We start from the raw sequence: 21,992 nt of genomic DNA, 5'->3' as shown, positions 1-21,992 counted from the left end.
ATCAATGATGACTTTCGAAAACACCGCGCCCACCCCTGCCGTGTTGGTGCTTGCCGATGGCCGCACCTTCCGCGGCTTTGGCTTCGGCGCCACCGGGGTCAGCCTCGGCGAAGCCGTATTCAGCACCGGTATGACGGGCTATCAGGAGACCATGACGGATCCTTCCTACCACCGCCAGATTGTGGTAGCGGCCGCCCCACACGTGGGTAACACCGGCTGGAATGATGAGGACAATGAGTCCCGTGGCGACCGCATCTGGGTAGCCGGCCTGGTTATCCGCGACCTGAGCCATCGGGTGTCTAATTGGCGCGCGGCCCGCAGCTTGCCTGCAGAGATGGAGAAACAGGGCATCGTCGGCATCCGCGGGATCGACACCCGTTCCCTGGTGCGTCACCTGCGCAACTACGGCTCCATAGCGGCTGGCATTTTCTCCGGGCCGGAGGCTTCGCGTCCGGTAGAGGAACTCCTTGAACAGGTCAAGGGCCAAGATGCCATGGCGGGCGCAGATCTGGCCAGCCAGGTCTCTACCGGTGAGGTCTACACCGTGCCTGCGCAGGGGGAGAAGAAGTACACGGTGGTCGCCTACGACATGGGGGTCAAGACCGCAACCCCCGGCAACTTTGCCGCCCGCGGGATTGAGACCATTGTGGTCCCGGCCAATACTCCTTTTGCTCAGATTGCCCAGTACAACCCGGACGGTGTGTTCATCTCCAACGGCCCCGGGGACCCGGCTACGGCAGACGCCATGGTGGAGGTCACCCGTGAAGTCCTGGCGGCCAAGATTCCCTTCTTCGGGATCTGCTTTGGCAACCAGATCCTCGGCCGCGCACTAGGTCTGGGGACCTATAAGTTGAAGTTCGGCCACCGCGGCATCAATGTTCCGGTAAAGAACCACCTGACCGGCAAGATTGATATCACCGCCCAAAATCACGGCTTCGCGCTGGAAAACCCGGCAGGCGACGGCCCGGCTGGCGGTGCGGAATTTGCCACGGACTTCGGCCCGGCAGTAGTCACCCACACTTGTCTCAACGATGATGTGGTAGAGGGCGTTGCCCTTCGCAACGGCCTGGCCTACTCCGTGCAGTACCACCCGGAATCTGCCGCTGGACCTCATGACGCCAACCCGCTCTTCGACCAGTTTGTGGAACTGATGGAGTCTCATTCCCCGCAGCGCGCCGGTGCTTAGGCGGCATCGGTGCCTGAGGCACCGATGGTTAAACGCAGCGAGCTAAAGAGACTTCACTGAAACACCAAAGGAAATAAGGACAATGCCAAAGCGCAACGACATAAATCACGTACTGGTTATCGGTTCCGGACCCATTGTTATCGGCCAGGCCTGCGAGTTTGATTACTCCGGAACCCAGGCTTGCCGCGTGCTCAAGGCGGAGGGTCTGCGGGTGACGTTGGTGAACTCCAACCCGGCAACCATCATGACGGACCCCGAATTCGCAGACCACACCTATGTGGAGCCCATCGAGCCAGAGTTCATTGAAAAGATCTTCCAGAAGGAGATTGCAGAAGGCCACCCCATCGACGCAGTGCTGGCCACCCTGGGCGGCCAAACGGCGCTTAACGCTGCCATCGCCTTGGACCGGGCGGGCATTTTGGATAAGTACAACATCGAGCTCATCGGTGCTGATATTGACGCTATCGAGCGCGGTGAGGACCGCCAGAAGTTCAAGGACATTGTAGAGAAGGTGGGCGGCGAGTCTGCCCGCTCCGCGGTGTGCTACAGCATGGAGGAAGTCCGCGAAACGGTAGCCGAGCTTGGGCTGCCGGTAGTGGTACGGCCTTCCTTCACCATGGGCGGCTTGGGCTCGGGTCTGGCCTTTAATGAAGAGGACCTGGAGCGCATCGCCGGCGGCGGTTTGGCAGCGAGCCCGGAGGCCAATGTGCTCATCGAGGAATCCATCCTGGGGTGGAAGGAATTCGAACTCGAGCTCATGCGCGACGGTGATGACAATGTGGTGGTCATTGCCTCCATTGAAAACGTCGACGCCTTGGGCGTGCACACGGGCGACTCCGTGACGGTGGCACCGGCTTTGACCTTAACGGACCGGGAGTTCCAGCGTCTGCGGGACCTGGGTATTGCGATTATCCGCGAGGTCGGCGTGGACACCGGCGGCTGCAATATCCAGTTCGCTGTGAATCCGGATGATGGCCGAATTATCGTCATTGAGATGAACCCGCGTGTTTCGCGTTCTTCTGCACTGGCCTCCAAGGCCACCGGTTTCCCCATTGCTAAGCTGGCTGCCAAGCTGGCCATTGGCTACACCTTGGATGAGGTCCGCAACGATATCACCGGGGTGACCCCGGCCGCGTTTGAGCCGACTCTGGACTACGTCATTGTTAAGGCGCCGCGCTTTGCGTTTGAGAAGTTTCCGGGTTCGGATGACACGCTGACCACCACCATGAAGTCCGTGGGCGAGGCCATGGGTATTGGGCGCAATTACATTGCAGGCCTGAACAAGGTCATGCGGTCTTTGGAGACCAAGCAGACTGGGTTCTGGACGCGCCCGGACGACTACTTCGCTGGAGAGCGCGCCGGTGACGTGGCTGCGGTGCTGGCGGACCTGGAGCGCCCCACCGAAGGCCGCATGTATGACGTTGAGTTAGCTTTGCGTCTGGGTGCGAGCGTGGAGGAGGTCTACGAGCACTCCAAGATTGACCCCTGGTTCTTGGCCGAGGTCGAGGCCTTGGTTGCTTTCCGTGAGCGTTTGGTTGCCGCCCCAGTCCTTGATGAGGCCCTCCTGCGCGAGGCAAAGTACCTGGGGCTTTCCGATGCCCAGATTGCCGCCCTGCGTCCTGAGCTTGCGGGGGAGGACGGGGTACGCCGCCTGCGTTGGTCCCTGGGAATCCGCCCGGTATTTAAAACGGTGGATACCTGTGCTGGCGAGTTCGAGGCCCAGACCCCGTACCACTATTCGGCTTATGAGCTGGATCCGGATGCGGAGTCTGAGGTTGCCCCGCAACGGGAGAGGGACAAAGTCATTATCTTGGGCTCTGGCCCCAACCGCATTGGCCAGGGCATTGAGTTTGATTACTCCTGTGTACACGCTGCGCTGGAGCTTTCCCGGGTGGGATATGAAACCGTCATGGTCAACTGCAACCCGGAGACGGTCTCTACGGACTATGACACCGCTGATCGCCTCTACTTTGAGCCGCTGACTTTTGAAGACGTCATGGAGGTCTACCACGCGGAATCCCAATCCGGCACGGTGGCTGGAGTTGTGGTCCAGTTGGGTGGCCAAACGCCGCTGGGATTGGCAGAAAAGCTCACGGAGGCCGGAGTTCCGGTGGTGGGTACTACCGCAGATGCCATTAACTTGGCAGAAGACCGCGGCGAGTTTGGCAAGGTCCTGGGCTCCGCCCAACTTCCGGCTCCCGCATTTGGTACGGCCACCAGCTTTGCAGAGGCCCGCGAGGTCGCCCAGTCTATCGGCTACCCGGTGTTGGTGCGTCCTTCGTATGTGTTGGGTGGGCGTGGCATGGAGATCGTCTACGATGAGCCCGCACTCGAGGACTACATCGAGCGCGCCACTGAGCTGTCTCCAGACCATCCGGTGTTGGTGGACCGCTTCTTGGACTCGGCCATCGAAATTGACGTGGATGCACTGTGCGATGGGGAGGACGTCTACCTGGCTGGCGTGATGGAGCACATCGAGGAGGCCGGTATCCACTCCGGTGACTCGGCGTGCGCCCTGCCGCCGATGACGCTGGGTCCGCAAGACATTGAGAAAGTCCGGGAGTCTACCCGCAAGCTGGCAGAGGGCATCGGCGTGCGCGGCTTGATGAACGTGCAGTATGCGCTGAAGGATGACACGCTCTACGTCATCGAGGCCAACCCGCGCGCCTCTCGCACCGTGCCCTTTGTCTCCAAGGCCACTGGGGTGCCGTTGGCGAAGGCGGCAGCTCGCGTGATGCTAGGTGCATCTATCAAGGAGCTGGTTGCGGAGGGTATGCTGCCGGATGACTATGACGGTGGCTCCCTGCCGCTGGAGCACCCCATTGCGGTCAAGGAGGCCGTGCTGCCGTTTAACCGCTTCCGGCGCCCCGATGGTTCGCTGCTAGATACGCTACTCTCTCCGGAGATGAAGTCCACTGGTGAAGTCATGGGGCTGGCCAGCAACTTTGGTGCGGCCTACTCGAAGGCAGAGGCCGCCGCCTTTGGCGCCTTCCCCACGGAAGGCACCGTGTTTGTCTCCGTAGCCAACCATGATAAACGAGCGCTGATTCTTCCCATCCAGCGTTTGGCCACCATGGGCTTCAAGATTGTGGCCACCGCTGGCACCGCGCAGATGCTGCGCCGCAATGGCGTGGACTGCGAGGTGGCCCTCAAGGTGTCTGAGGCCAAAGAGGGCCAGGAGTCGATTGTGGATCAAATCCTCGGCGGCAAGATTGACATCATTCTTAACACCCCGGCTGGGTCTTCAGGTTCTCGCAGCGATGGTTATGACATCCGCGCGGCAGCCGTGACGGCGGAGATCCCTGCGGTGACCACCGTGCAGGGTGTTACCGCGGCGGTCCAGGGCATTGAGGCACAGATTGCCGGTGAGCTGAGCGTGCGCGCACTTCAGGAGCTGGAACATGGCCCCCAAAAGTAGTGCAGTTGGCCTGCCCACCTTTGGGCAGCGCTTGGCGAACGCCGGGCGGCAGCGCGGTCGGCTGTGCGTGGGCATCGACCCGCATGCCCACCTACTCAAGGCCTGGGGCTTGGGCGACGATGTTACCGGCCTAGAGCGCTTCACGGCGATCTGCGTGGAGGCTTTCGCGCAGGACGCAGCGCTGGTTAAGCCCCAGGTGGCATTCTTTGAACGCTTTGGTTCCCGCGGTTTTGCGGTGTTGGAGCGGGCTTTAGCAGACTTGCGGGACGCTGGGTGTTTGACGCTGGCGGATGCCAAGCGTGGGGACATTGGCTCCACCATGGCCGGTTATGCCACTGCGTGGCTAGATCCCGCGTCTACGCTATGTGCGGACGCTGTCACCGTCTCCCCATACCTCGGGGTTGGTGCCTTGGATGCTGTCTTTGCGCAGGCGCAAGCCCACCAGGCCGGCGTGTTTGTGCTGGCGGCAACCTCAAATCCCGAGGCCCGCGAGGTGCAGTTCAGCCGTGGAGCAGATGGCCGCTTAGTATGCCAGGCGGTGGTCGACGAGTGTGCGCAGCGCAATGCCGTCCACGCGCCCCAGCCTGGCAACGTGGGCGTGGTGGTTGGCGCTACGGTGGCGGAGCCGCCGCAGCTAGAGCAGCTGAACGGTCCGGTGTTACTGCCTGGTGTGGGCGCCCAAGGTGCGAGCGCGGCCGATGTGAAAAGAATTACGGCACATGCCCCCGAGCTGGGCTTTGCCAACGTCTCGCGCTCCATTCTTTCGCAGGGCCCTGACGTGCAGGCTTTGCGGGATGCAGTCCGTGCGCAAGCGGAGGAATTTGGCAGCTAGGCGCTGGTTTTAACCGGCTGAGGGGTGGTGATTTAGGATTGTCCTTCTCAGCTGGTATTTTATGAACTGCAACGCGATGACGTGCTGAAATAAACAATTATTTCGGCGTGGACTTCGGCGTCATTATTCTACGAGTGCTAGGATTGCCAGCAGTCTGCCAAGCGACAGGGGTGTAATTACCCCTGGGCTTGGAGAATGGCGCGTAAACCGTGCACTTTAACCACAAACTACTAACTATTTCGGAGGAAACCGACGTGGCACTTCCCAAGTTGACCGACGAGCAGCGCAAGGAAGCCCTGGCAAAGGCTGCTGAGGCTCGCAAGGCACGTGCAGAGCTCAAGGCCGCGCTGAAGCGCGGCGAGACCGACCTCAAGGAAGTTCTGGCTAAGGCTGAGACCGATGAGATCATCGGCAAGACCAAGGTCTCTGCACTTCTGGAGGCTCTGCCGAAGGTGGGCAAGGTCAAGGCTAAGGAGATTATGGACGATCTGGACATTGCCTCCACCCGCCGCCTGCGTGGCCTGGGTGACCGCCAGCGTCGCGCTCTGCTGGAGCGCTTCGGCTTCGACGCCTAAAGCGCGCGGCATGTCAGGCGCCATCACTCCCGGTCAGCTTGTTGTTTTGGCAGGCCCTGCCGGTGTAGGAAAGTCCTCTGTAGTCTCCCGCTTGCGTGAGGATGTAGACCAGCTGTACTTCAGTGTTTCCATGACCACGCGGGCTCCGCGTCCGGGTGAAAAAGACGGCGTGGATTACTTCTTCGTTTCTCCGGAGGAGTTCCAGGCCAGCATTGATGGTGGCCGAATGCTGGAATGGGCAGATATTCACGGCGGCTTGCAGCGCTCCGGTACTCCGGCCCAGCCGGTGGCGGATGCTGCGGCTGCGGGTCGTCCGGTCCTTATCGAGGTGGACTTGGTGGGCGCCCGCAACGTTAAGCAAGCCTTGCCGGAAGCGCACACGGTTTTCCTGGCTCCGCCGTCATGGGAGGTGCTCGTGGAGCGCCTGACGGGACGCGGGACGGAAAGCCCGGAGGTCATTGAGCGTCGGCTAGAGACTGCCCGTCACGAGCTCGCGTCGCAAGATGAGTTTGACACCGTGGTGGTCAACGAGGACCTAGACGCCGCCGTGGCCGCCATCAGCGCCATCCTCCGGGGCTAACGCTCCGGCAGGGCTAATGGCCTTGTAGGGCTGTGGCGTCCTTGAGAAGAATCTATTCAACATCAACGAAAAGGTGCATGTGACTAACGTGACCGCAAATCCAGAGCTGAAGGTGGAACCGGTTTTTGATCCGCCGGTAGGCATTACCGCTCCGCCCATCGATGAGCTGCTTGAGAAGGTCTCTTCTAAGTACGCCCTGGTGATCTTTGCCGCCAAGCGCGCACGCCAGATCAACAGCTACTACCAGGAGCAGGACGAGGGCGTCTTCGAGTTCGTTGGCCCGCTGGTGACTCCAGAGGCCGGGGAGAAGCCGCTGTCTATCGCCCTGCGCGAAATCCAGGCTGGTCTGCTTGACCACGAGGAAGGCAAGTAGACCCCCGCATTCACACAACCCCGCATCCGTTTTGGGTGCGGGGTTGTCTCGTATTGTCGGTCCGGCGTTTGCTGTCCCGTATTATCGAGGGCGTGACTTCTGCTGATTCCTCTTCAAGCACCCAGCTTTCCAACTCCCAGCCTTCAAAGCCCCAAAGTTCAAAGCCTCAGCCTTCAACGCCCCAACCTTCAAAGCCCCAGCCGCAGCCGAGCAACATCGTGGTCGGTGTTGGCGGGGGCATCGCTGCATACAAGGCCTGTCACTTGGTGCGCAATTTCACCGAGCATGGTGATAACGTCCGCGTAGTTCCCACGGAGTCTGCACTGCGCTTTGTTGGCGCAGCTACCTTCGAGGCCTTGTCGGGAAACCCCGTGTCCACCACAGTCTTTGATGCGGTTGATGAGGTGCGGCATGTGCAGGTGGGCCAGCAGGCTGATGCCGTGGTGATTGCCCCCGCCACCGCGGACCTGATTGCGCGTTTGGCAGCAGGCCGTGCAGACGATTTGCTGACGGCCACCGTTTTGGTAGCCACCTGTCCCGTGATTGTGGCCCCGGCCATGCATACCGAAATGTGGCTCAACCCAGCCACCCAGGCCAATGTGGCTACGCTGCGCAGCCGCGGCATTGTGGTGCTAGAGCCCGCGCATGGTCGCCTGACCGGTAAGGATACCGGCCCAGGCCGGCTATTGGAGCCGGAACAGATTGCGCAGTTTGCCCGCGCGGCGATGGCCGGGGCGAATTTTACTCACGACTGGCAGGGCCGGAAGGTGGTTGTCTCCGCCGGGGGCACGCAAGAGGCTATTGACCCGGTGCGCTTCATTGGCAATCGTTCTTCGGGCCGACAGGGCTTCGCGCTGGCAGAAATGGCCGCCCAGCGCGGTGCTCAGGTCACTGTGGTAGCTGGTGCCGTGGACGCCTTGCCCACCCCGGCGGGGGCGCAGATTGTGCGGGTGTCTTCCACGCGGGAGTTGCAGGAGGCAATGGAGGCAGAGGCTGGCGATGCCGACGTCATCATCATGGCCGCCGCCGTGGCAGACTACCGGCCAGCCAACGTGGCGCAATCCAAACTGAAGAAAGGCGCAGCGGACACGGATCTCTCGGTGCTCCACCTGGTGGAGAATCCGGATATTCTGCGGGGCCTGACCCAACGCCGCGCGGAGGGCGCGCTTGCAGCCGCTACCGTTATCGTAGGCTTTGCTGCTGAGACCGGGGATGAGTCCCACAGCGCCCTGGCACACGCCCAGGTTAAGTTTGCCCGTAAGGGTGTGGACTTGCTCATGGCCAATGACGTCAGTGGGGGCCAAGTCTTTGGCAAGGAAGACAACGCAGGCTGGATTCTCAGTGCTCACGGCACGCCGCAAGAGGTTCCTTCTGGCTCGAAGCTGCTGGTGGCGGCGCACATTCTCAGCGCTATTGACCGGGAGATAGCCCAGCGGCGTGCAGACAAGACAGACTAGTTATTGCCTAACTAGACCGCTTGGTCTAATATGGGTGCGTACTTACACCGTGCCTAGTGGGGCCCAGTTCTCGTTAATGAAGGAAGTTATATCCGTGCCGGACAACGCGCAGCTCGCTACTCGTTTGTTTACTTCTGAGTCGGTCACCGAAGGCCACCCAGATAAGATATGCGACGCAATCTCAGACACCATCCTGGATGCGCTCTTAGAGGTAGACCCGGGTGCCCGCGTGGCGGTGGAGACTCTGGTTACCACCGGCCAGGTCCACGTGGTGGGGGAGGTGCGCACCAGTGGCTATGTTGAGATCCCGCAGCTGGTCCGTAAGACCCTGGTGGACATCGGCTTCCGTAGCTCCGATGTGGGCTTTGACGGCACTACCTGCGGGGTTAATGTCGCTATTGGGGAGCAATCGCCAGAAATCGGCGCTGGTGTGGACGCCTCCACGGAGGCCCGCTCCGGCCAGGTCGACGCTGAGGATCAAAACGGCGCTGGGGATCAAGGCCTGATGTTTGGTTATGCCACGGATGAAACCCCGGAGTTTATGCCGTTGCCTATTTCTACCGCGCACCGGCTGGCGCGCCGCTTAACGCAGGTGCGCAAGGACGGCATTGTGCCCGCGTTGCGCCCGGACGGCAAGACCCAGGTCACTTTCGCTTATGACGATGATGATAACCCGGTGCGTATCGATACCATCGTGATTTCTACGCAGCATGATCCGGACGTTACCCAAGAATGGCTGGGCCAACAGCTGCGCCAGCATGTGGTGGAGTGGGTGATTGCCGATGCCGGGCTGGAGCGTTTCTACGACCAGGACACCGCGCTGCTGGTTAACCCTTCCGGTTCCTTTATCCTGGGTGGTCCCATGGGAGATGCCGGCTTGACGGGCCGCAAGATCATCGTGGACACCTATGGCGGTATGGCCCGCCATGGTGGTGGTGCGTTTTCTGGCAAGGATCCGAGCAAGGTGGACCGTTCTGCGGCTTATGCTATGCGCTGGGTGGCGAAGAACATTGTGGCAGCAGGCTTGGCGCACCGCGCTGAGGTGCAGGTTGCCTACGCTATTGGGCGCGCAAAGCCGGTGGGCTTGTACGTGGAGACCTTCGGTACGGCTCGTGAGGGCTTAAGTGACCGCCAGATTCAGGCCGCAGTCGAGGAGGTGTTTGACCTGCGCCCAGCAGCTATTATCCGGGAGCTGGATTTGCTGCGTCCTATCTACCGGGCAACCGCCGCCTATGGCCACTTTGGCCGCACGGACGTAGATCTGCCGTGGGAGTCCACCGCACGGGCGGAAGCTCTGCGCTCCGCTGCTGGTCTTGATGCATAGATTCCCCTCTCCGTCCCGCCCGCTACAATAGGGCGCTATGCCACCACGAACACCCGCCGCCACCACCCCGGTCGCGCGGGTGTTGCCTTTGTTGCGCATTGCACACCTGGACAGGGGCTTTGACTACCTGGTTTCCCAGGAGGACAGCGAAGCGGCGGTGCCTGGGGTGCGGGTGCGCATTCGTTTTAACGGTCAGCTGCAGGACGCCATCGTGCTCCAGCGCCTTGACCGTTCCGACTTTTCTGGCGATCTGCGCTTTATTGAGCGCGTGGTTTCACCTTTTGTTGTCTACCCGCCGGCACTCTCGCAGCTAGTGGAGTCGCTTTCAGCTCGCTATGCCGGTACCCGCGCGGACATCATCCGTGCGGCCATCCCGCCGCGTCACGCCAAGGCGGAGGAAGCTGACTTTGGTACTGCCTGGGAAGACTTGGGAACTGCTACCGAGCCAGACTTGAGTGGGTGGCAGGACTACCAGCATGGCGCCTCCTTTGTCGATGCCGTCTTATCCGGCACCGTTGCTCGCGCCGCCTGGCAGGTGGCTGCGGGCAAGCAGTGGATGGAAGCGTTGGCCGCGCTCGCGGCCAAGGTGGCCATTGACGGCGGTGGGGTGGTTATCGTGGTGCCTGATCAGCGCGATGTGGACCGCCTTGAGGCCCAACTGCGCACCGTGGTGGGCGCCAAGCAGATTACGACTTTGACCAATTCGCTGGGCCCACAAGCACGCTATCGCCGTTACTTGATGGCGCTGCAGGGCCAGGCGCGCATAGTCATTGGCACCCGCTCCGCGGCCTATGCGCCGGTACAAAACCTGCGCCTGGTGGCCATCTATGATGATGGCGATTCTTCCCTGGTGGATAACACCAAGCCCTACGTGCACGCGCGGGAGGTCTTGACCACCCGCGCGGCGCAGGAGGGGGCATCCGTGCTTATTGTGGGCCATTCCCGCACCGCAGAGACTCAGCTGCTGGTGGAGTCCGGTTGGGCGCATAACCTGCTGCCTACGGTGGAGACATTGCAGCGTACCTGCCCGGGTATCACGGCGGTGGGGGAGTATGGGGTGTCTGTGGCGCGTGAGCGCGGCGGCACCACCAGTCTGCAGGGCCCGGCCTATCATGCGCTCAGCGCTGCGTTAGGCCGCGGGGAACCAGTGCTGGTTTCGGTCCCACGTGCGGGGTATATGCCCCTGTTGGCGTGTGGGAAGTGCCGTACGCCTGCGCGTTGCCGGGCCTGCAATGGGCCTTTGGGCCTGCCTGTGGAAGCCCCGGACGATGCCCCTGTGACGGCACGGGCGGCATCGGCGGCTTCGGCGGCTTCCGCACAGGTCCCCGCGTGTCGCTGGTGTGGACAGCTGGCACCCGCCCACCGCTGTAGCGCGTGTGGCTCGCCGCGGATTCGCGCGCTGGTGCTGGGTGTCCAAGCCACAGCGGAGGAATTGGGGCGCGCGTTTGCGCGTACCGCGGTGGTTGTCTCCGGGGGCAATCGGGTGGTAGACACGGTGGCCGCTGAGCCGGCGCTGGTCATTGCGACACCAGGTGCGGAGCCGCAGGTATCCGCAGGGTTGTACGGCGCTGCGTTGATTATGGATACCGGTGCGGTGTTGGGCCGGCAAGATTTGCGGGCCACAGAAGAAGCCCTGGCGAGTTGGGCGCGGGTGGCCACCCTGGTTGCCCCGCGCTCCGAGGGTGGGGAGGTGATTATTGCCGCGGAGCCGGGACTGCCGGTGGTCCAAGAGCTGTGCAATTGGAACTTCGCAGGGGCGGCCGCCCGGGAGCTGGCCTCGCGACGGGAGCTGCGCTTCCCTCCGGCTGTGCCGGTGGCAGCCATCGATGGGGCAGCGGCTGCGGTGGATTCCTTCCTCTCCCGTTTCGAGCTTGCCGATTCCGCCGAGGTCCTCGGTCCCGTTCCCCTTCCGCCGGGCAATCCCCTGCCGGGCGATTATGATGTGCAGCAATTTGGGCCACCCCAGCGCGTTATTGTGCGCACCCCTCCAGGGCCACGGGCAGCGTTGGGGCTGGCATTGCGTACCGCCCAGGCCCAGCGCAGCATCAACAAGGAAGATCTGCCGCTGCGGATCCAGGTGGATCCGCTGCACTTCGGTTAGAGCCGCAGACGGTGATGTCCAGGCCATGGTTTAGAGTGGACTACTGCATACACTGCTGCACGCTGGTGAAAAAGGAGAACTACGGCATGACTATTCGCGACATCCGCCTCTTTGGGGATCCCATCCTGAGCACTACGGCGCAAGCCATCACCGTGTTCGACTCCTCCCTTCAGTTGCTGGCGCGCGACATGCTCGAAACCATGGAGCACGCCGGCGGCGTGGGCCTGGCCGCAAATCAGATCGGGATAGCCAAGCGAATTTTTGTCTATGACTGCTCCCACGTCAATCCTGGAATGCGCGGGGTTTTAGTCAACCCCGTCTGGAAACCCGTGGGTGAACAGATTGTGCAAGGCACGGAGGGCTGCCTATCCATTCCGGGCATTTCCGCGTCCACCCCGCGCTTCCACCAGGTTAGTGTGCGGGGCCAGGACGAGTGTGGCCGTCCGGTGGGGCTGGTGGTCTCTGGTCTGATGGCGCGCTGTGTCCAGCATGAGACCGATCATCTCGATGGCGTGCTCTTCCTACAGCGTCTTGCTGCCCCAGAGCGCAAGCTAGCCATGGCTAAGGTGCACCAAGCGCCGTGGTTTAGCGTTGCAGATGCCTAGACTGTATTCGCTATAAGCTCCTGGGCCTGCCCACGGTGAGCCTGCAGAATATCAGCCTGAACACATAAAGACGGAGAGGATAACGTGCGCATAGTATTTGCCGGAACCCCCGAGCCAGCCGTTCCAGCCTTGGAGGCGTTGATTGCTTCTGAGCATGAGGTCGTTGCGGTCATTACCCGCCCGGATGCCCGCCGGGGTCGGGGCAGAAGCCTGCACCCCAGCCCGGTCAAGGAGGTCGCGCTCAAACAGGGGATTGAGGTGCTGACTCCGAGCACCTTGGGTACCGATACCCCTGACGGCCAGTCCCTGCGCACCCGCCTGGCCGAGCTTGCTCCCGAGGCCATTCCAGTGGTGGCCTATGGCAATTTAATTAGTGCGGATCTGCTCGCGGTACCTACCCACGGCTGGGTGAATCTGCACTTTTCTCTGCTTCCGCGCTGGAGGGGGGCCGCGCCGGTCCAGGCCGCGATTGCGGCGGGAGATGAATACACCGGGGCCACGACCTTCCGGATCGATAAGGGCCTGGATACCGGTGAGGTGCTGCGGAGCCTGCGCATGGACATCGGCAAGCAGGATACTGCTGATGCCCTCTTAGAACGCCTAGCGTATGCCGGGGCTAACCTGCTGGTAGAGACCATGGATGCTTTGGGGGCGGGCACGGCTAACCCGGTTCCCCAAGAAGGCGAGGCCACCTATGCGCCGAAGATTCTCCCGGAGGATGCGCGCATTGACTGGACCCAGAAAGCTGGGGACATTGACCGCCATATCCGGGCACACACCCCGGCCCCCGGGGCGTGGACTACGTGGGATAATAACCGGGTGAAGGTGGGGCCGGTGCAGCCTCTTAGCGCCGCGACTCTTAGCGCCCACCCGCAGGCGGCAGCCCTACACGCTTTGCAGCCGGGGCAGCTGTTGACTACCAAACAGGCAGTGTTTCTAGGTACCGGCGATCTGCCCGTAGAGTTAGGACAGATTCAGCCCCCTGGAAAGAAGATGATGCTGGCCGCGGATTGGGCGCGCGGTGCAGTACAAGATGATGAGGTGACGTTCGCATGACCGGTGGTTTTCGTTCCCGTTCCCGTGGGGCGCAGCAAGCAGGAGCACAGTCTCAGCAGCAGGTGCAGCGCCAACCCCAGCAGCGGGGCCCACAGCAAGGCGCCAAGCGCGGTGGCGGTAGGCAGGGCATCGGCAAGCAAGGCAACAAGCAGGGGGGTAACAAGCAGGGTAGCAACAAGCATGGCGCAGGGAAACAGGGCTCAGGAAAGCACTCCCTGGTGCAGGCGGCCCGCAACGCTGGCGTGGACGCCCCGCGCGCAGTGGCTTTTTCGACCTTGCTGCGGGTCGAAGAAGACGGTGCATACGCCAACCTGGTGCTGCCCAAGGCTTTGAAGGCTGCGGGATTGGACGGGCGGGATGCCGCTTTTGCTACGGAAGTCACCTACGGGACGTTGCGCACGCAGGGAGTGCTGGATGCCGCCATTGAGCGGTGTTCCTCGCGGCCACTGGGGCAGCTCACGGTGGAGGTCCTGGCCGCGTTGCGACTGGGGGCGTATCAGGTGCTCTATACCCGGGTGGAGCCGCACGCTGCGGTAGATACCACGGTGCGTTTGGTAGAGGCTGCTGGGCAAGAGCGGGCTAAGGGTTTTGCCAATGCCGTCATGCGTTCCCTGACCCGCACACCGGCTAAGCGGTGGCTAGAGATCCTGGCGCCGCAAGGGGAGATTCCGGCGCTGGCCTTCCAGCATGCGCATCCGGCGTGGATTGCGCAATCCTTTGCGCGCGTGCTGGGGTTGGCAGAGCTGCCGGAAGCCCTGGCTGCCGACTCGGAGCGGCCCTTGGTGCACCTGGTGGCTAGGCCGGGGGAGATTTCGGCAGAAGAATTGGCGCTGATCACCGGTAATGAGGTAGGCCGTTATTCGCCATATGCGGTCTACATGGAGCACGGGGACCCCGGCAAGCTGGAGCCCGTGCAAGAGAAGCTGGCCGGGGTGCAAGATGAGGGATCGCAGCTTATCGCGCGAGCGGTTGCTGAGGCCGCAGTCGAGGGTGAGGACTCAGGCCGGTGGCTCGACCTGTGTGCCGGGCCCGGCGGTAAAGCGGCGCTGCTCGGTGCCTTGGCGCGCATTGAAGGTGCGCAGGTGGATGCTGTGGAGGTATCGCCCCACCGAGCCAAGCTGGTGCGCGATGTGACCGATTCTTTGCCGGTAACGGTGCACGTTGCCGATGGCCGTGCGCCCGGCTTGGAAGCAGGATATGACCGCATTCTGGTCGATGCCCCGTGTTCAGGCCTGGGTGCCTTGCGGCGCCGCCCGGAGGCTCGCTGGCGCAAAAGTGAGGCAGATATTGCCCCCTTGGCACAGCTGCAGCGTGAATTATTAGCCAGTGCCTGGGAGTTGGTGCGCCCCGGCGGGGTCATTGTGTACTCCACGTGTTCCCCCGATGAGCGTGAGACCCGCCAAGTGGTGGATTGGGCAACCCGGGAGCTAGGCGCCGTCGAGGCCGATGCCCGCGGTCTTATCCCCGATATGGGTGATGTGGGCAACCATCCCTCGGTGCAGATGTGGCCGCACCGCCACGGCACGGACGCGATGTTTTTTGCACTGCTGCGCAAGCCGGTAGCCGCCGCGTAGAGTAGTGGCCATGGCTAATCCGATTATTGCTCCCTCCATTCTGGCCGCAGAATTCACCCGCCTGGGAGAAGAGGTCAAAGCAGTGGCTAATGCGGACTGGATCCACGTAGACATCATGGACGGTCACTTCGTCCCCAACCTGTCCTTTGGCCCGGACATAACTCGCGCCGTCGATGAGGTGACTGACCAGGTGTTGGATGTGCATTTGATGATAGAGAACCCGGGGCGTTGGATTGAGGCCTATGCCAAGGCGGGCGCGGATTGCATTATCTTCCATGTGGAGGCAGTGGACTCGGTAGCTGGCGCGATCCAACTGGCCCGCGACATTCGGGCATTGGGAGTGCGTGCAGGTTTTTCTATCAAGCCGGCTACCCCGGTGGAGCAGTGGCTTGACCTGCTAGAGGAATGTGACCTTGCGTTGGTGATGAGCGTGGAGCCGGGGTTTGGCGGGCAGAAGTTCATGCCGGAGATGGTGGAGAAGGTCCGGACCCTGCGCGCGGAGATCGACCGGCGAGGATTGCACACCGTTATTGAAATTGATGGCGGGATTTCTGCGGAAACCATTCGGGTAGCCGCTGAGGCCGGCTGCGATGCCTTTGTGGCGGGCTCTGCGGTGTTTAAGCACTCAGAACCTGCCGCGAAGGCGGCTGCGGTGGAGGAACTGCGCCGCTTGGCTACCGTCTAAGCAGTCAGCTTTTTATGGCAGTTAGTGTAGAACAGGCCCGGGACTTGGCTATGGCCGCCGGGCTGGCAGTCAAGGGAAGCACCAGCCCTAACCCGCCGGTGGGTGCGGTGATTTTGGACCGCGCAGATAGGCTGGTTGGCCGCGGGGCCACCCAGCCGGTAGGCGGGGCCCATGCCGAAGTAATGGCGTTGCAGGAGGCCGGGGCGGCAGCCCGCGGCGGTACTGCAGTGGTGACGTTGGAGCCGTGCGCCCACGTGGGCCGGACCGGGGCCTGCACGCTGGCTTTACTGCGCGCGGGAATTGCGCGGGTACTCTATGTGCATGCGGACCCCAATCCGGTGGCGGCAGGCGGTGCACGGATCCTGGCCCAAGCAGGTGTGGAGGTGCGCCAGATTCCTGCGGGTACCGGCAAAGACGCCTTGGATCCTTGGCTGCGGGCCACGAAGCTGCAGCGGCCCTGTGTCACTCTCAAGGTGGCGCAGACCCTGGATGGATTTAGTGCCGCGCTCGACGGAACCAGCCAGTGGATCACCAGCCCACAGTCGCGTGAGCACGCCCACCTGGACAGGCAGGGCCGTGATGCCTTGATGGTGGGCACCGGCACCGTGCTGGCTGATAATCCCCGTCTGAGTGCGCGCCGGCCCGATGGCTCCTTGTTGCCGCAGCAGCCGCGCCGCGTGGTGGTGGGCTCGCGTCCGGTGGAACAGATGGGTGCTGCCGCTGCACATTTGCAACAGGCGGGCTTTGAGCAATACGCCACCCCGCAGCAGGCCCTGGTCCAGCTGTGGGAAAGCGGGGCGCGTGATGTCCTGGTCGAAGGTGGGCCGGGCCTGGCTGGCTCGCTATTGCAGGCTGGTTTGGTGGACTACCTGCACGTCTACATTGCCCCGCTGGTGTTGGGGCAAGGACGTTCCGTGAGTGCCACAGCGGTAGGGCCCAGTCTTGCCGATGCCGCCCGGTTCCAGCGCCGTGCCCTGCGCGAGCTGGGCCCCGACATCATGGTGGAATTGAGTGCGCTTGCGCCGGAGGGTTAGGAGTCTTTCGGGTTTGTACGGAAGCCGAACAGGGGTTGAGAAGTTGAAGGTAGAGAAAGAAGGGTTGAGTTAGTGTTTACCGGACTAGTAGAAGAAGTGGGCCAGGTGGTAGACCTTGAGCCCCAGGGTGATGCCGTGCGCCTGTCCATTCGCGGACCGAAGGTGGTGCAGGATGCTGCACTGGGAGATTCCATCGCTGTGGATGGTGTTTGCCTGACTGTGGCAAGCCGGGAGGGGGATGTCTTTGTCGCCGACGTGATGCAAGAGTCCCTGCGCCGCTCAGCGCTGGGTGGACTCCAGGCGGGAGACCCGGTGAACCTGGAGCGCGCGCTGCTGCCCACCACGCGGCTGGGGGGACACATGGTGCAAGGCCATGTGGATGCCACGGCTGCATTACTGTCGCGTACCCCGTCGCAACACTGGGACGTGTTGCGCTTTGAGCTGCCGCGGCAGTTGCACCGCTATGTGGTGGAGAAAGGATCCATCGCGGTATCCGGGACTTCGCTCACGGTATCCGGTTTGGGAGAGGACTGGTTTGAGGTCTCGCTCATCCCGTCTACGCTGGCGGCAACCACCTTGGGGCAGCTGGCTGTGGGGGCCACAGTCAACCTGGAGGTAGACGTACTTGCAAAGTATGTGGAGAAGATGCTTGGCGGTGACCCTGACGGCATCAGGCAGCACCTTGGCGGCTAAGGTAGTTCTTTATGAGTGAACAGACCGTGCAGCTCGACTCCGTAGAGCAAGCCATTGCTGATATTGCTGCAGGTAAGGCCATAGTGGTAGTTGATAATGAGGACCGGGAGAATGAAGGCGATCTGATTTTTGCCGCCGAATTGGCCACCCCGGAACTGGTGGCTTTCATGGTTCGATATTCCTCTGGCTATATTTGTGCACCTTTGCTTCCACAGGATTGTGATCGCCTGGCGTTGCCGCCCATGACGGCGAATAACCAAGACGTTCGCGGCACCGCCTATGCGGTGACGGTGGATTTGGCCAATGGAACCACGGGTATTTCTGCTACCTCGCGGAGCCAGACCATTCGGCGATTGGCGCACCCGGAGGCTACTCCGGGGGACTTTACTCGACCCGGTCACGTGGTACCCCTGGCGGCACGCCCGGGTGGGGTGCTGGAGCGCGATGGGCACACGGAGGCATCGGTAGACTTGGCCCGCTTGGCAGGTCTGCGACCGGCAGGGGTGCTGTGTGAAATTGTCAGCGAGGAGGACCCCACGGACATGGCACGGGGGCCAGAACTGCGGCGCTTTGCAGACGCCCACGGGTTGACCATGATCTCCATCGAGCAACTCATAGAGTGGCGCCGCACCCATGAGGCCCCGGTGGAGCGTGCTGTAGCTGCGCGCTTGCCCACCCGCTTCGGTGACTTTAGCGCAGTCGGCTACCGCGATGGGGCGGCAGGAGTAGAGCACATCGCCATCGTGGCCGGTGACCTGGACGCCCTGCGGGGAGCTAGCGAGGTTCCGGTGCGGGTGCACTCTGAGTGCTTGACGGGAGACGTTCTTGGCTCGCGGCGCTGCGACTGCGGCGACCAGCTTGACTCCGCGCTAGAGCATATCGCGAATCACGGCCAGGGTGTGGTGGTATACCTGCGCGGACAGGAGGGCCGCGGCATTGGGTTGCTGAATAAACTGCACGCCTACAACCTGCAGGACCAGGGCCGCGATACAGTCGATGCCAACATTGAGCAGGGCCTGCCGCAAGATGCCCGCAGCTATTATGCGGCGGCGGCCATCTTGCGCGACTTGGGCGTGCAGTCGGTGCAGTTGCTGAGCAATAACCCTGCCAAGGTGGCGCAACTAGAAAACTATGGGATATCCGTGTCGGGCCGGGTGCCGTTGGCGGTGGAGGCACACGCAGAAAACATTGCGTACCTGCGTACCAAGCGCGATCGCATGGGCCATGACCTGCCGCAGGTTGCGCAGTGGGATGCCCGTAACGCAGCACGGGGCCAGGCCGGCCCGGTTCCTGGCCAGTGAGCAATTCCAACGAAGGAGCACACAGTAATGAGTAAAGAAGGCTTGCCCCAGATTGCGCAGGTAGCGGGCGCAGAGGGCCTGCGGGTGGCCGTGGTTACCGCCACCTGGAATGCGGAGATCTGTGATCAACTCCATGCCCGCGCGGTGGCTACGGCCCGGGCCCACGGGGTAGCGGTGGAGGAGTTCCGCGTGGTCGGTGCCCTTGAGCTTCCCGTGGTGGTTCAGGCGGCTGCGCGGACGCATGATGCCGTCGTGGCCCTGGGCTGTGTCATCCGCGGCGGGACTCCACACTTTGAGTACGTGTGTGACTCTGTGACCCAGGGGCTTGGCCGTGTTGCGCTGGATGAGTCCACTCCGGTGGCTAATGGGGTTCTCACGGTCAACGAGGAGCAGCAGGCCCGGGAACGTGCGGGGTTTGCGGACTCCGTAGAAGACAAGGGCGCAGAGGCGATGATTGCGGCTTTGGACACCGCAGTGACGCTGCGTAGACTGTCTGCGTAAAAGAGGCTAAATAGAGGCTAGAGGAAAGTTAGCGCATGTCTGAGAAAAGCCCAGTAGGCCGCCAATTAAGTGATGCCGAGGTGCTGGCTTACACCAGTGCAGACCCCTTCGCAATGACGTCCACGCTTCCCTGGGAGCTGGAGGTGACGTCGAAGTACCTGCGCAAGGTCGCGTTGGTGTGCGTGGCCATTGTTATGCCCATCCACATCTTTATGGGTGTCACGCTTGACATTGAGTTTACGGGGGCGACGGTTACCGCGATTGATAAGTGGGCCTTCCCCGGCGTGGGGGTGCTGATTTCCATTTTGGCGTGGATTGCGTTTAATCGCCCGCGCTTGCGGGCTAATGCCGACGGCGTGGAGGTGCGCAATATCATTGGCACCCGCTTCTACCCGTGGACTGTGATTTACGGCTTGTCCTTCCCGGAGGGCTCCCGCATGGCGCGCATTGAGCTACCAGATTTTGAATATGTGCCGGTGTGGGCACTGCAGGCAGGGGATAAGGCTACGGTTATTGAGGATGTGCGAGCTTTCCGCGCGCTAGAGGCGCGGTATATGCCGCAGGATTAACACGCGTTTATGGCTGATCCATCGACATATCGCCCGGCACCCGGCACCATTCCTACTGACCCGGGTGTGTATAAGTTCCGGGATGACAGTGGCCGGGTTATTTATGTGGGTAAGGCCAAGAACTTGCGCGCCCGGCTGTCCAATTATTTCCAGGATGTCTCCCAATTGCACCCGCGCACCCGGCGCATGGTCTTTACCGCAGCCAGCGTGGAGTGGACCGTGGTGGCTAGCGAGGTGGAGGCCCTGCAGCTGGAATACACGTGGATTAAGCGCTTTGATCCGCGTTTCAACGTCATGTACCGGGATGATAAGACCTATCCCATGCTGGCGGTTTCGGTGGGCGAGCAGGTGCCGCGGGCGTTCTTCTACCGGGGCCCGCGCCGTAAGGGTGTGCGCTATTTTGGCCCCTTCGCGCATGCGTGGGCAGTGCGGGAGACTCTTGACTTGTTGACCAGGGTCTTTCCCATGCGCACCTGTGCAAAGGGGGTCTATAACCGGCACCAGACGCTAGGCAGACCGTGCCTGTTGGGCTACATAGGCAAGTGTGATGCGCCCTGCGTTGGCCGGGTGAGTCCGCAGCAGCACCGCGAGACTGTGGACAGTCTGGTTTCCTTCATGAACGGAAACACTGCGCCGGTTGTCTCGCAGCTTAAAGCCCAGATGGCCCAGGCAGCAGAGAATTTGGAGTTTGAGCGCGCTGCCCGCCTGCGCGATGACTTGGGTGCGATTGACAAAATTATGGAGCAGCAGTCAGTGGTGCTGCCAGCGGGTACTGATGCCGACTTGATTGCCGTCGCGGCCGATGAGTTGGAGGCTGCGGTGCAGGTCTTCCATGTTCGCGACGGCCGCATTCGGGGCCAGCGTGGCTGGGTGGTGGAGCGTGTGGGCGAGTTTGCTGATGCCCCCTCTACCGAACCCTCCCCGGATGACCCGGCCTTGGCAGGACTGCTGGAGAATTTCCTGGTGCAGTTCTATGCGGATGCGGCCCAGCGCCAGAGCCAGGAAGATGCGGAGGATGTTTCCCTGGCCCAGCGCCGTGGGGTGGACCAGGAGTCCTTCGCCCCGGCACGCCAGGAGCGGGTGATCCCGCGGGAGATTTTGGTGCCGGTGCTGCCCACGGAGTCTGCAGTGGTGGCGGAACTTCTGGGCTCTTTGCGGGGCAGCCAGGTGGAGCTGCGGGTGCCGCAGCGCGGCGATAAGCGGGCGTTGATGGATACGGTGTACCGCAACGCTAAGGACCAGTTGCGTCAACACAAGCTCAAGAGAGTAGGGGACCTGACTGCGCGTTCGGCGGCTTTGCAGGATATTCAGGACGCACTCGGCATGGAAACCGCTCCGTTGCGCATTGAGTGTACGGACATCTCCCACATCCAGGGCACGGACGTGGTGGCCTCCTTGGTGGTCTTTGAAGACGGTCTGCCGCGTAAGGCAGATTACCGGCGTTATCGGATCAAGGAAGCTGCGGGCGATGGGCACTCGGATGACGTGGGCTCGATTGCAGAGGTCACGCGGCGGCGCTTCAAGCGGCATGTGGAGGACAAGCTCGCGAATCCTGATGAGTCGGTAGAGGAAGCCTCTTTCGTAGAGGAGCGGGTGGTGGAAGAGTCTGCGCAGGCCGCCCGGCGCTTTGCCTACCCGCCGCAGCTGTTCATTGTGGATGGCGGTGCCCCACAGGTGGCGGCGGCGCAGGCGGTCTTTGATGAGTTAGGAATTGTGGATGTCACGCTCGTAGGTTTGGCCAAGCGCTTGGAAGAAATTTGGGTCCCGGGCGATGATGAGCCGGTGATTTTGCCGCGTAATTCTCAGGCGCTGTTCTTGTTGCAGCAGATCCGTGATGAGGCCCACCGCTTTGCTATTAGTTATCACCGTTCGCAGCGGTCTAAGCGCATGCGGGCTTCGGCTTTGGACGCTGTCCCGGGCTTGGGGGACAAGCGCCGCACGGAGTTGGTGAAGCATTTTGGCTCCTTGAAAAAGCTCAAGCAGGCCACGGTGGAAGATATCGCGCAGGTGGATGGCTTTGGCCCCAAGCTGGCCCAGGCAGTGGTGGACCACCTGCAGAAATCTGGCAGCTAGGGGCGTTGAGGCGTGTGTGACATCTAGGGGCTTTGGGTAGCTTCTCCGGTATCAT

19 protein-coding genes are annotated in these 21,992 nt (G+C 62.1%); all 19 read left to right on the top strand.

The annotated features are described in order from the left end of the window. The first annotated feature begins 4 nt into the window (after positions 1–4). The 19 genes from carA (at position 5) to uvrC (ending at position 21,937) form a co-directional block, all read left to right on the top strand. A complete protein-coding gene (gene carA, locus G7Y31_RS06260; RefSeq protein WP_165008211.1) occupies positions 5–1,186 on the top strand; it encodes a glutamine-hydrolyzing carbamoyl-phosphate synthase small subunit in 1,182 nt (393 codons plus the stop codon). An 82-nt stretch (positions 1,187–1,268) separates the two neighbouring features. Then, complete coding sequence (carB, locus tag G7Y31_RS06255) at positions 1,269–4,604, top strand: carbamoyl-phosphate synthase large subunit (protein WP_165008209.1); 3,336 nt, start codon at positions 1,269–1,271, stop codon at positions 4,602–4,604. After that, positions 4,588–5,436, top strand: coding sequence for an orotidine-5'-phosphate decarboxylase (gene pyrF / locus G7Y31_RS06250; protein ID WP_165008207.1), 849 nt, complete (start codon positions 4,588–4,590; stop codon positions 5,434–5,436). The genes carB and pyrF overlap by 17 nt, the downstream gene beginning before the upstream one ends. Before the next feature lie 254 nt (positions 5,437–5,690). Then, positions 5,691–6,011, top strand: a complete 321-nt coding sequence (gene mihF, locus G7Y31_RS06245) for an integration host factor, actinobacterial type (RefSeq protein WP_165008205.1) — start codon at positions 5,691–5,693, stop codon at positions 6,009–6,011. 10 nt (positions 6,012–6,021) lie between these two features. Then, on the top strand, positions 6,022–6,591 hold the full coding sequence (gene gmk, locus G7Y31_RS06240) for a guanylate kinase (RefSeq protein WP_165008203.1): 570 nt from the start codon (positions 6,022–6,024) through the stop codon (positions 6,589–6,591). 79 nt (positions 6,592–6,670) lie between these two features. Then, positions 6,671–6,964, top strand: coding sequence for a DNA-directed RNA polymerase subunit omega (gene rpoZ / locus G7Y31_RS06235; protein ID WP_165008201.1), 294 nt, complete (start codon positions 6,671–6,673; stop codon positions 6,962–6,964). A 218-nt stretch (positions 6,965–7,182) separates the two neighbouring features. Further along, complete coding sequence (coaBC, locus tag G7Y31_RS06230; RefSeq protein ID WP_165008308.1) at positions 7,183–8,421, top strand: bifunctional phosphopantothenoylcysteine decarboxylase/phosphopantothenate--cysteine ligase CoaBC; 1,239 nt, start codon at positions 7,183–7,185, stop codon at positions 8,419–8,421. A gap of 94 nt (positions 8,422–8,515) precedes the next feature. Next, on the top strand, positions 8,516–9,745 hold the full coding sequence (gene metK, locus G7Y31_RS06225) for a methionine adenosyltransferase (protein ID WP_235923038.1): 1,230 nt from the start codon (positions 8,516–8,518) through the stop codon (positions 9,743–9,745). 37 nt (positions 9,746–9,782) lie between these two features. Then, a complete protein-coding gene (locus tag G7Y31_RS06220; protein ID WP_165008198.1) occupies positions 9,783–11,846 on the top strand; it encodes a primosomal protein N' in 2,064 nt (687 codons plus the stop codon). Between the two features lie 86 nt (positions 11,847–11,932). Next, positions 11,933–12,451, top strand: coding sequence for a peptide deformylase (gene def, locus G7Y31_RS06215; RefSeq protein WP_206215015.1), 519 nt, complete (start codon positions 11,933–11,935; stop codon positions 12,449–12,451). Positions 12,452–12,535: 84 nt separating this feature from the next. Continuing rightward, positions 12,536–13,507, top strand: coding sequence for a methionyl-tRNA formyltransferase (gene fmt, locus G7Y31_RS06210; RefSeq protein WP_165008194.1), 972 nt, complete (start codon positions 12,536–12,538; stop codon positions 13,505–13,507). Beyond that, a complete protein-coding gene (locus G7Y31_RS06205) occupies positions 13,504–15,081 on the top strand; it encodes an RsmB/NOP family class I SAM-dependent RNA methyltransferase (protein WP_165008192.1) in 1,578 nt (525 codons plus the stop codon). Before fmt ends, G7Y31_RS06205 begins: the two co-directional genes overlap by 4 nt. Positions 15,082–15,091: 10 nt before the next feature. Beyond that, positions 15,092–15,766 carry a ribulose-phosphate 3-epimerase gene (gene rpe / locus G7Y31_RS06200; protein ID WP_165008190.1) on the top strand — a complete coding sequence of 225 codons (675 nt, stop codon included), beginning with the start codon at positions 15,092–15,094 and terminating at the stop codon, positions 15,764–15,766. 14 nt (positions 15,767–15,780) lie between these two features. After that, positions 15,781–16,800, top strand: a complete 1,020-nt coding sequence (gene ribD, locus G7Y31_RS06195) for a bifunctional diaminohydroxyphosphoribosylaminopyrimidine deaminase/5-amino-6-(5-phosphoribosylamino)uracil reductase RibD (protein ID WP_165008188.1) — start codon at positions 15,781–15,783, stop codon at positions 16,798–16,800. Between the two features lie 72 nt (positions 16,801–16,872). Next, positions 16,873–17,493, top strand: a complete 621-nt coding sequence (locus G7Y31_RS06190; RefSeq protein WP_165008186.1) for a riboflavin synthase — start codon at positions 16,873–16,875, stop codon at positions 17,491–17,493. 11 nt (positions 17,494–17,504) lie between these two features. Then, entirely contained in the window at positions 17,505–18,794 is a 1,290-nt protein-coding gene (locus tag G7Y31_RS06185) for a bifunctional 3,4-dihydroxy-2-butanone-4-phosphate synthase/GTP cyclohydrolase II (protein ID WP_165008185.1), read from the top strand. Positions 18,795–18,821: 27 nt separating this feature from the next. Then, complete coding sequence (gene ribH, locus G7Y31_RS06180) at positions 18,822–19,295, top strand: 6,7-dimethyl-8-ribityllumazine synthase (protein WP_165008183.1); 474 nt, start codon at positions 18,822–18,824, stop codon at positions 19,293–19,295. A gap of 35 nt (positions 19,296–19,330) precedes the next feature. Then, positions 19,331–19,864: a PH domain-containing protein gene (locus G7Y31_RS06175; protein WP_165008181.1), complete on the top strand. Its 534-nt coding sequence runs from the start codon at positions 19,331–19,333 to the stop codon at positions 19,862–19,864. A 9-nt stretch (positions 19,865–19,873) separates the two neighbouring features. Next, the gene (gene uvrC, locus G7Y31_RS06170) at positions 19,874–21,937 is read left to right on the top strand and encodes an excinuclease ABC subunit UvrC (RefSeq protein ID WP_165008179.1); all 2,064 of its coding nucleotides are present in this window, start codon (positions 19,874–19,876) and stop codon (positions 21,935–21,937) included. The last annotated feature ends 55 nt before the right edge of the window (positions 21,938–21,992 follow it).

Origin of the sequence: Corynebacterium lizhenjunii (assembly GCF_011038655.2) — a bacterium.
GTDB classification, from domain to species: Bacteria; Actinomycetota; Actinomycetes; order Mycobacteriales; family Mycobacteriaceae; genus Corynebacterium; species Corynebacterium lizhenjunii.
The sequence above is the reverse complement of the archived record's forward strand: the minus strand, read 5'-3'. Positions and strand labels throughout refer to the sequence as shown.

Bases quoted from the DNA above. Each gene is read 5' to 3' on its own strand.
- carA (WP_165008211.1), top strand. From the start codon at position 5: ATGATGACTTTCGAAAACACCGCGCCCACCCCTGCCGTGTTGGTGCTT.
- carB (WP_165008209.1), top strand. From the start codon at position 1,269: ATGCCAAAGCGCAACGACATAAATCACGTACTGGTTATCGGTTCCGGA.
- pyrF (WP_165008207.1), top strand. From the start codon at position 4,588: ATGGCCCCCAAAAGTAGTGCAGTTGGCCTGCCCACCTTTGGGCAGCGC.
- gmk (WP_165008203.1), top strand. From the start codon at position 6,022: ATGTCAGGCGCCATCACTCCCGGTCAGCTTGTTGTTTTGGCAGGCCCT.
- G7Y31_RS06220 (WP_165008198.1), top strand. From the start codon at position 9,783: ATGCCACCACGAACACCCGCCGCCACCACCCCGGTCGCGCGGGTGTTG.
- def (WP_206215015.1), top strand. From the start codon at position 11,933: ATGACTATTCGCGACATCCGCCTCTTTGGGGATCCCATCCTGAGCACT.
- G7Y31_RS06205 (WP_165008192.1), top strand. From the start codon at position 13,504: ATGACCGGTGGTTTTCGTTCCCGTTCCCGTGGGGCGCAGCAAGCAGGA.
- rpe (WP_165008190.1), top strand. From the start codon at position 15,092: ATGGCTAATCCGATTATTGCTCCCTCCATTCTGGCCGCAGAATTCACC.
- ribD (WP_165008188.1), top strand. From the start codon at position 15,781: ATGGCAGTTAGTGTAGAACAGGCCCGGGACTTGGCTATGGCCGCCGGG.
- G7Y31_RS06185 (WP_165008185.1), top strand. From the start codon at position 17,505: ATGAGTGAACAGACCGTGCAGCTCGACTCCGTAGAGCAAGCCATTGCT.
- ribH (WP_165008183.1), top strand. From the start codon at position 18,822: ATGAGTAAAGAAGGCTTGCCCCAGATTGCGCAGGTAGCGGGCGCAGAG.
- G7Y31_RS06175 (WP_165008181.1), top strand. From the start codon at position 19,331: ATGTCTGAGAAAAGCCCAGTAGGCCGCCAATTAAGTGATGCCGAGGTG.
- uvrC (WP_165008179.1), top strand. From the start codon at position 19,874: ATGGCTGATCCATCGACATATCGCCCGGCACCCGGCACCATTCCTACT.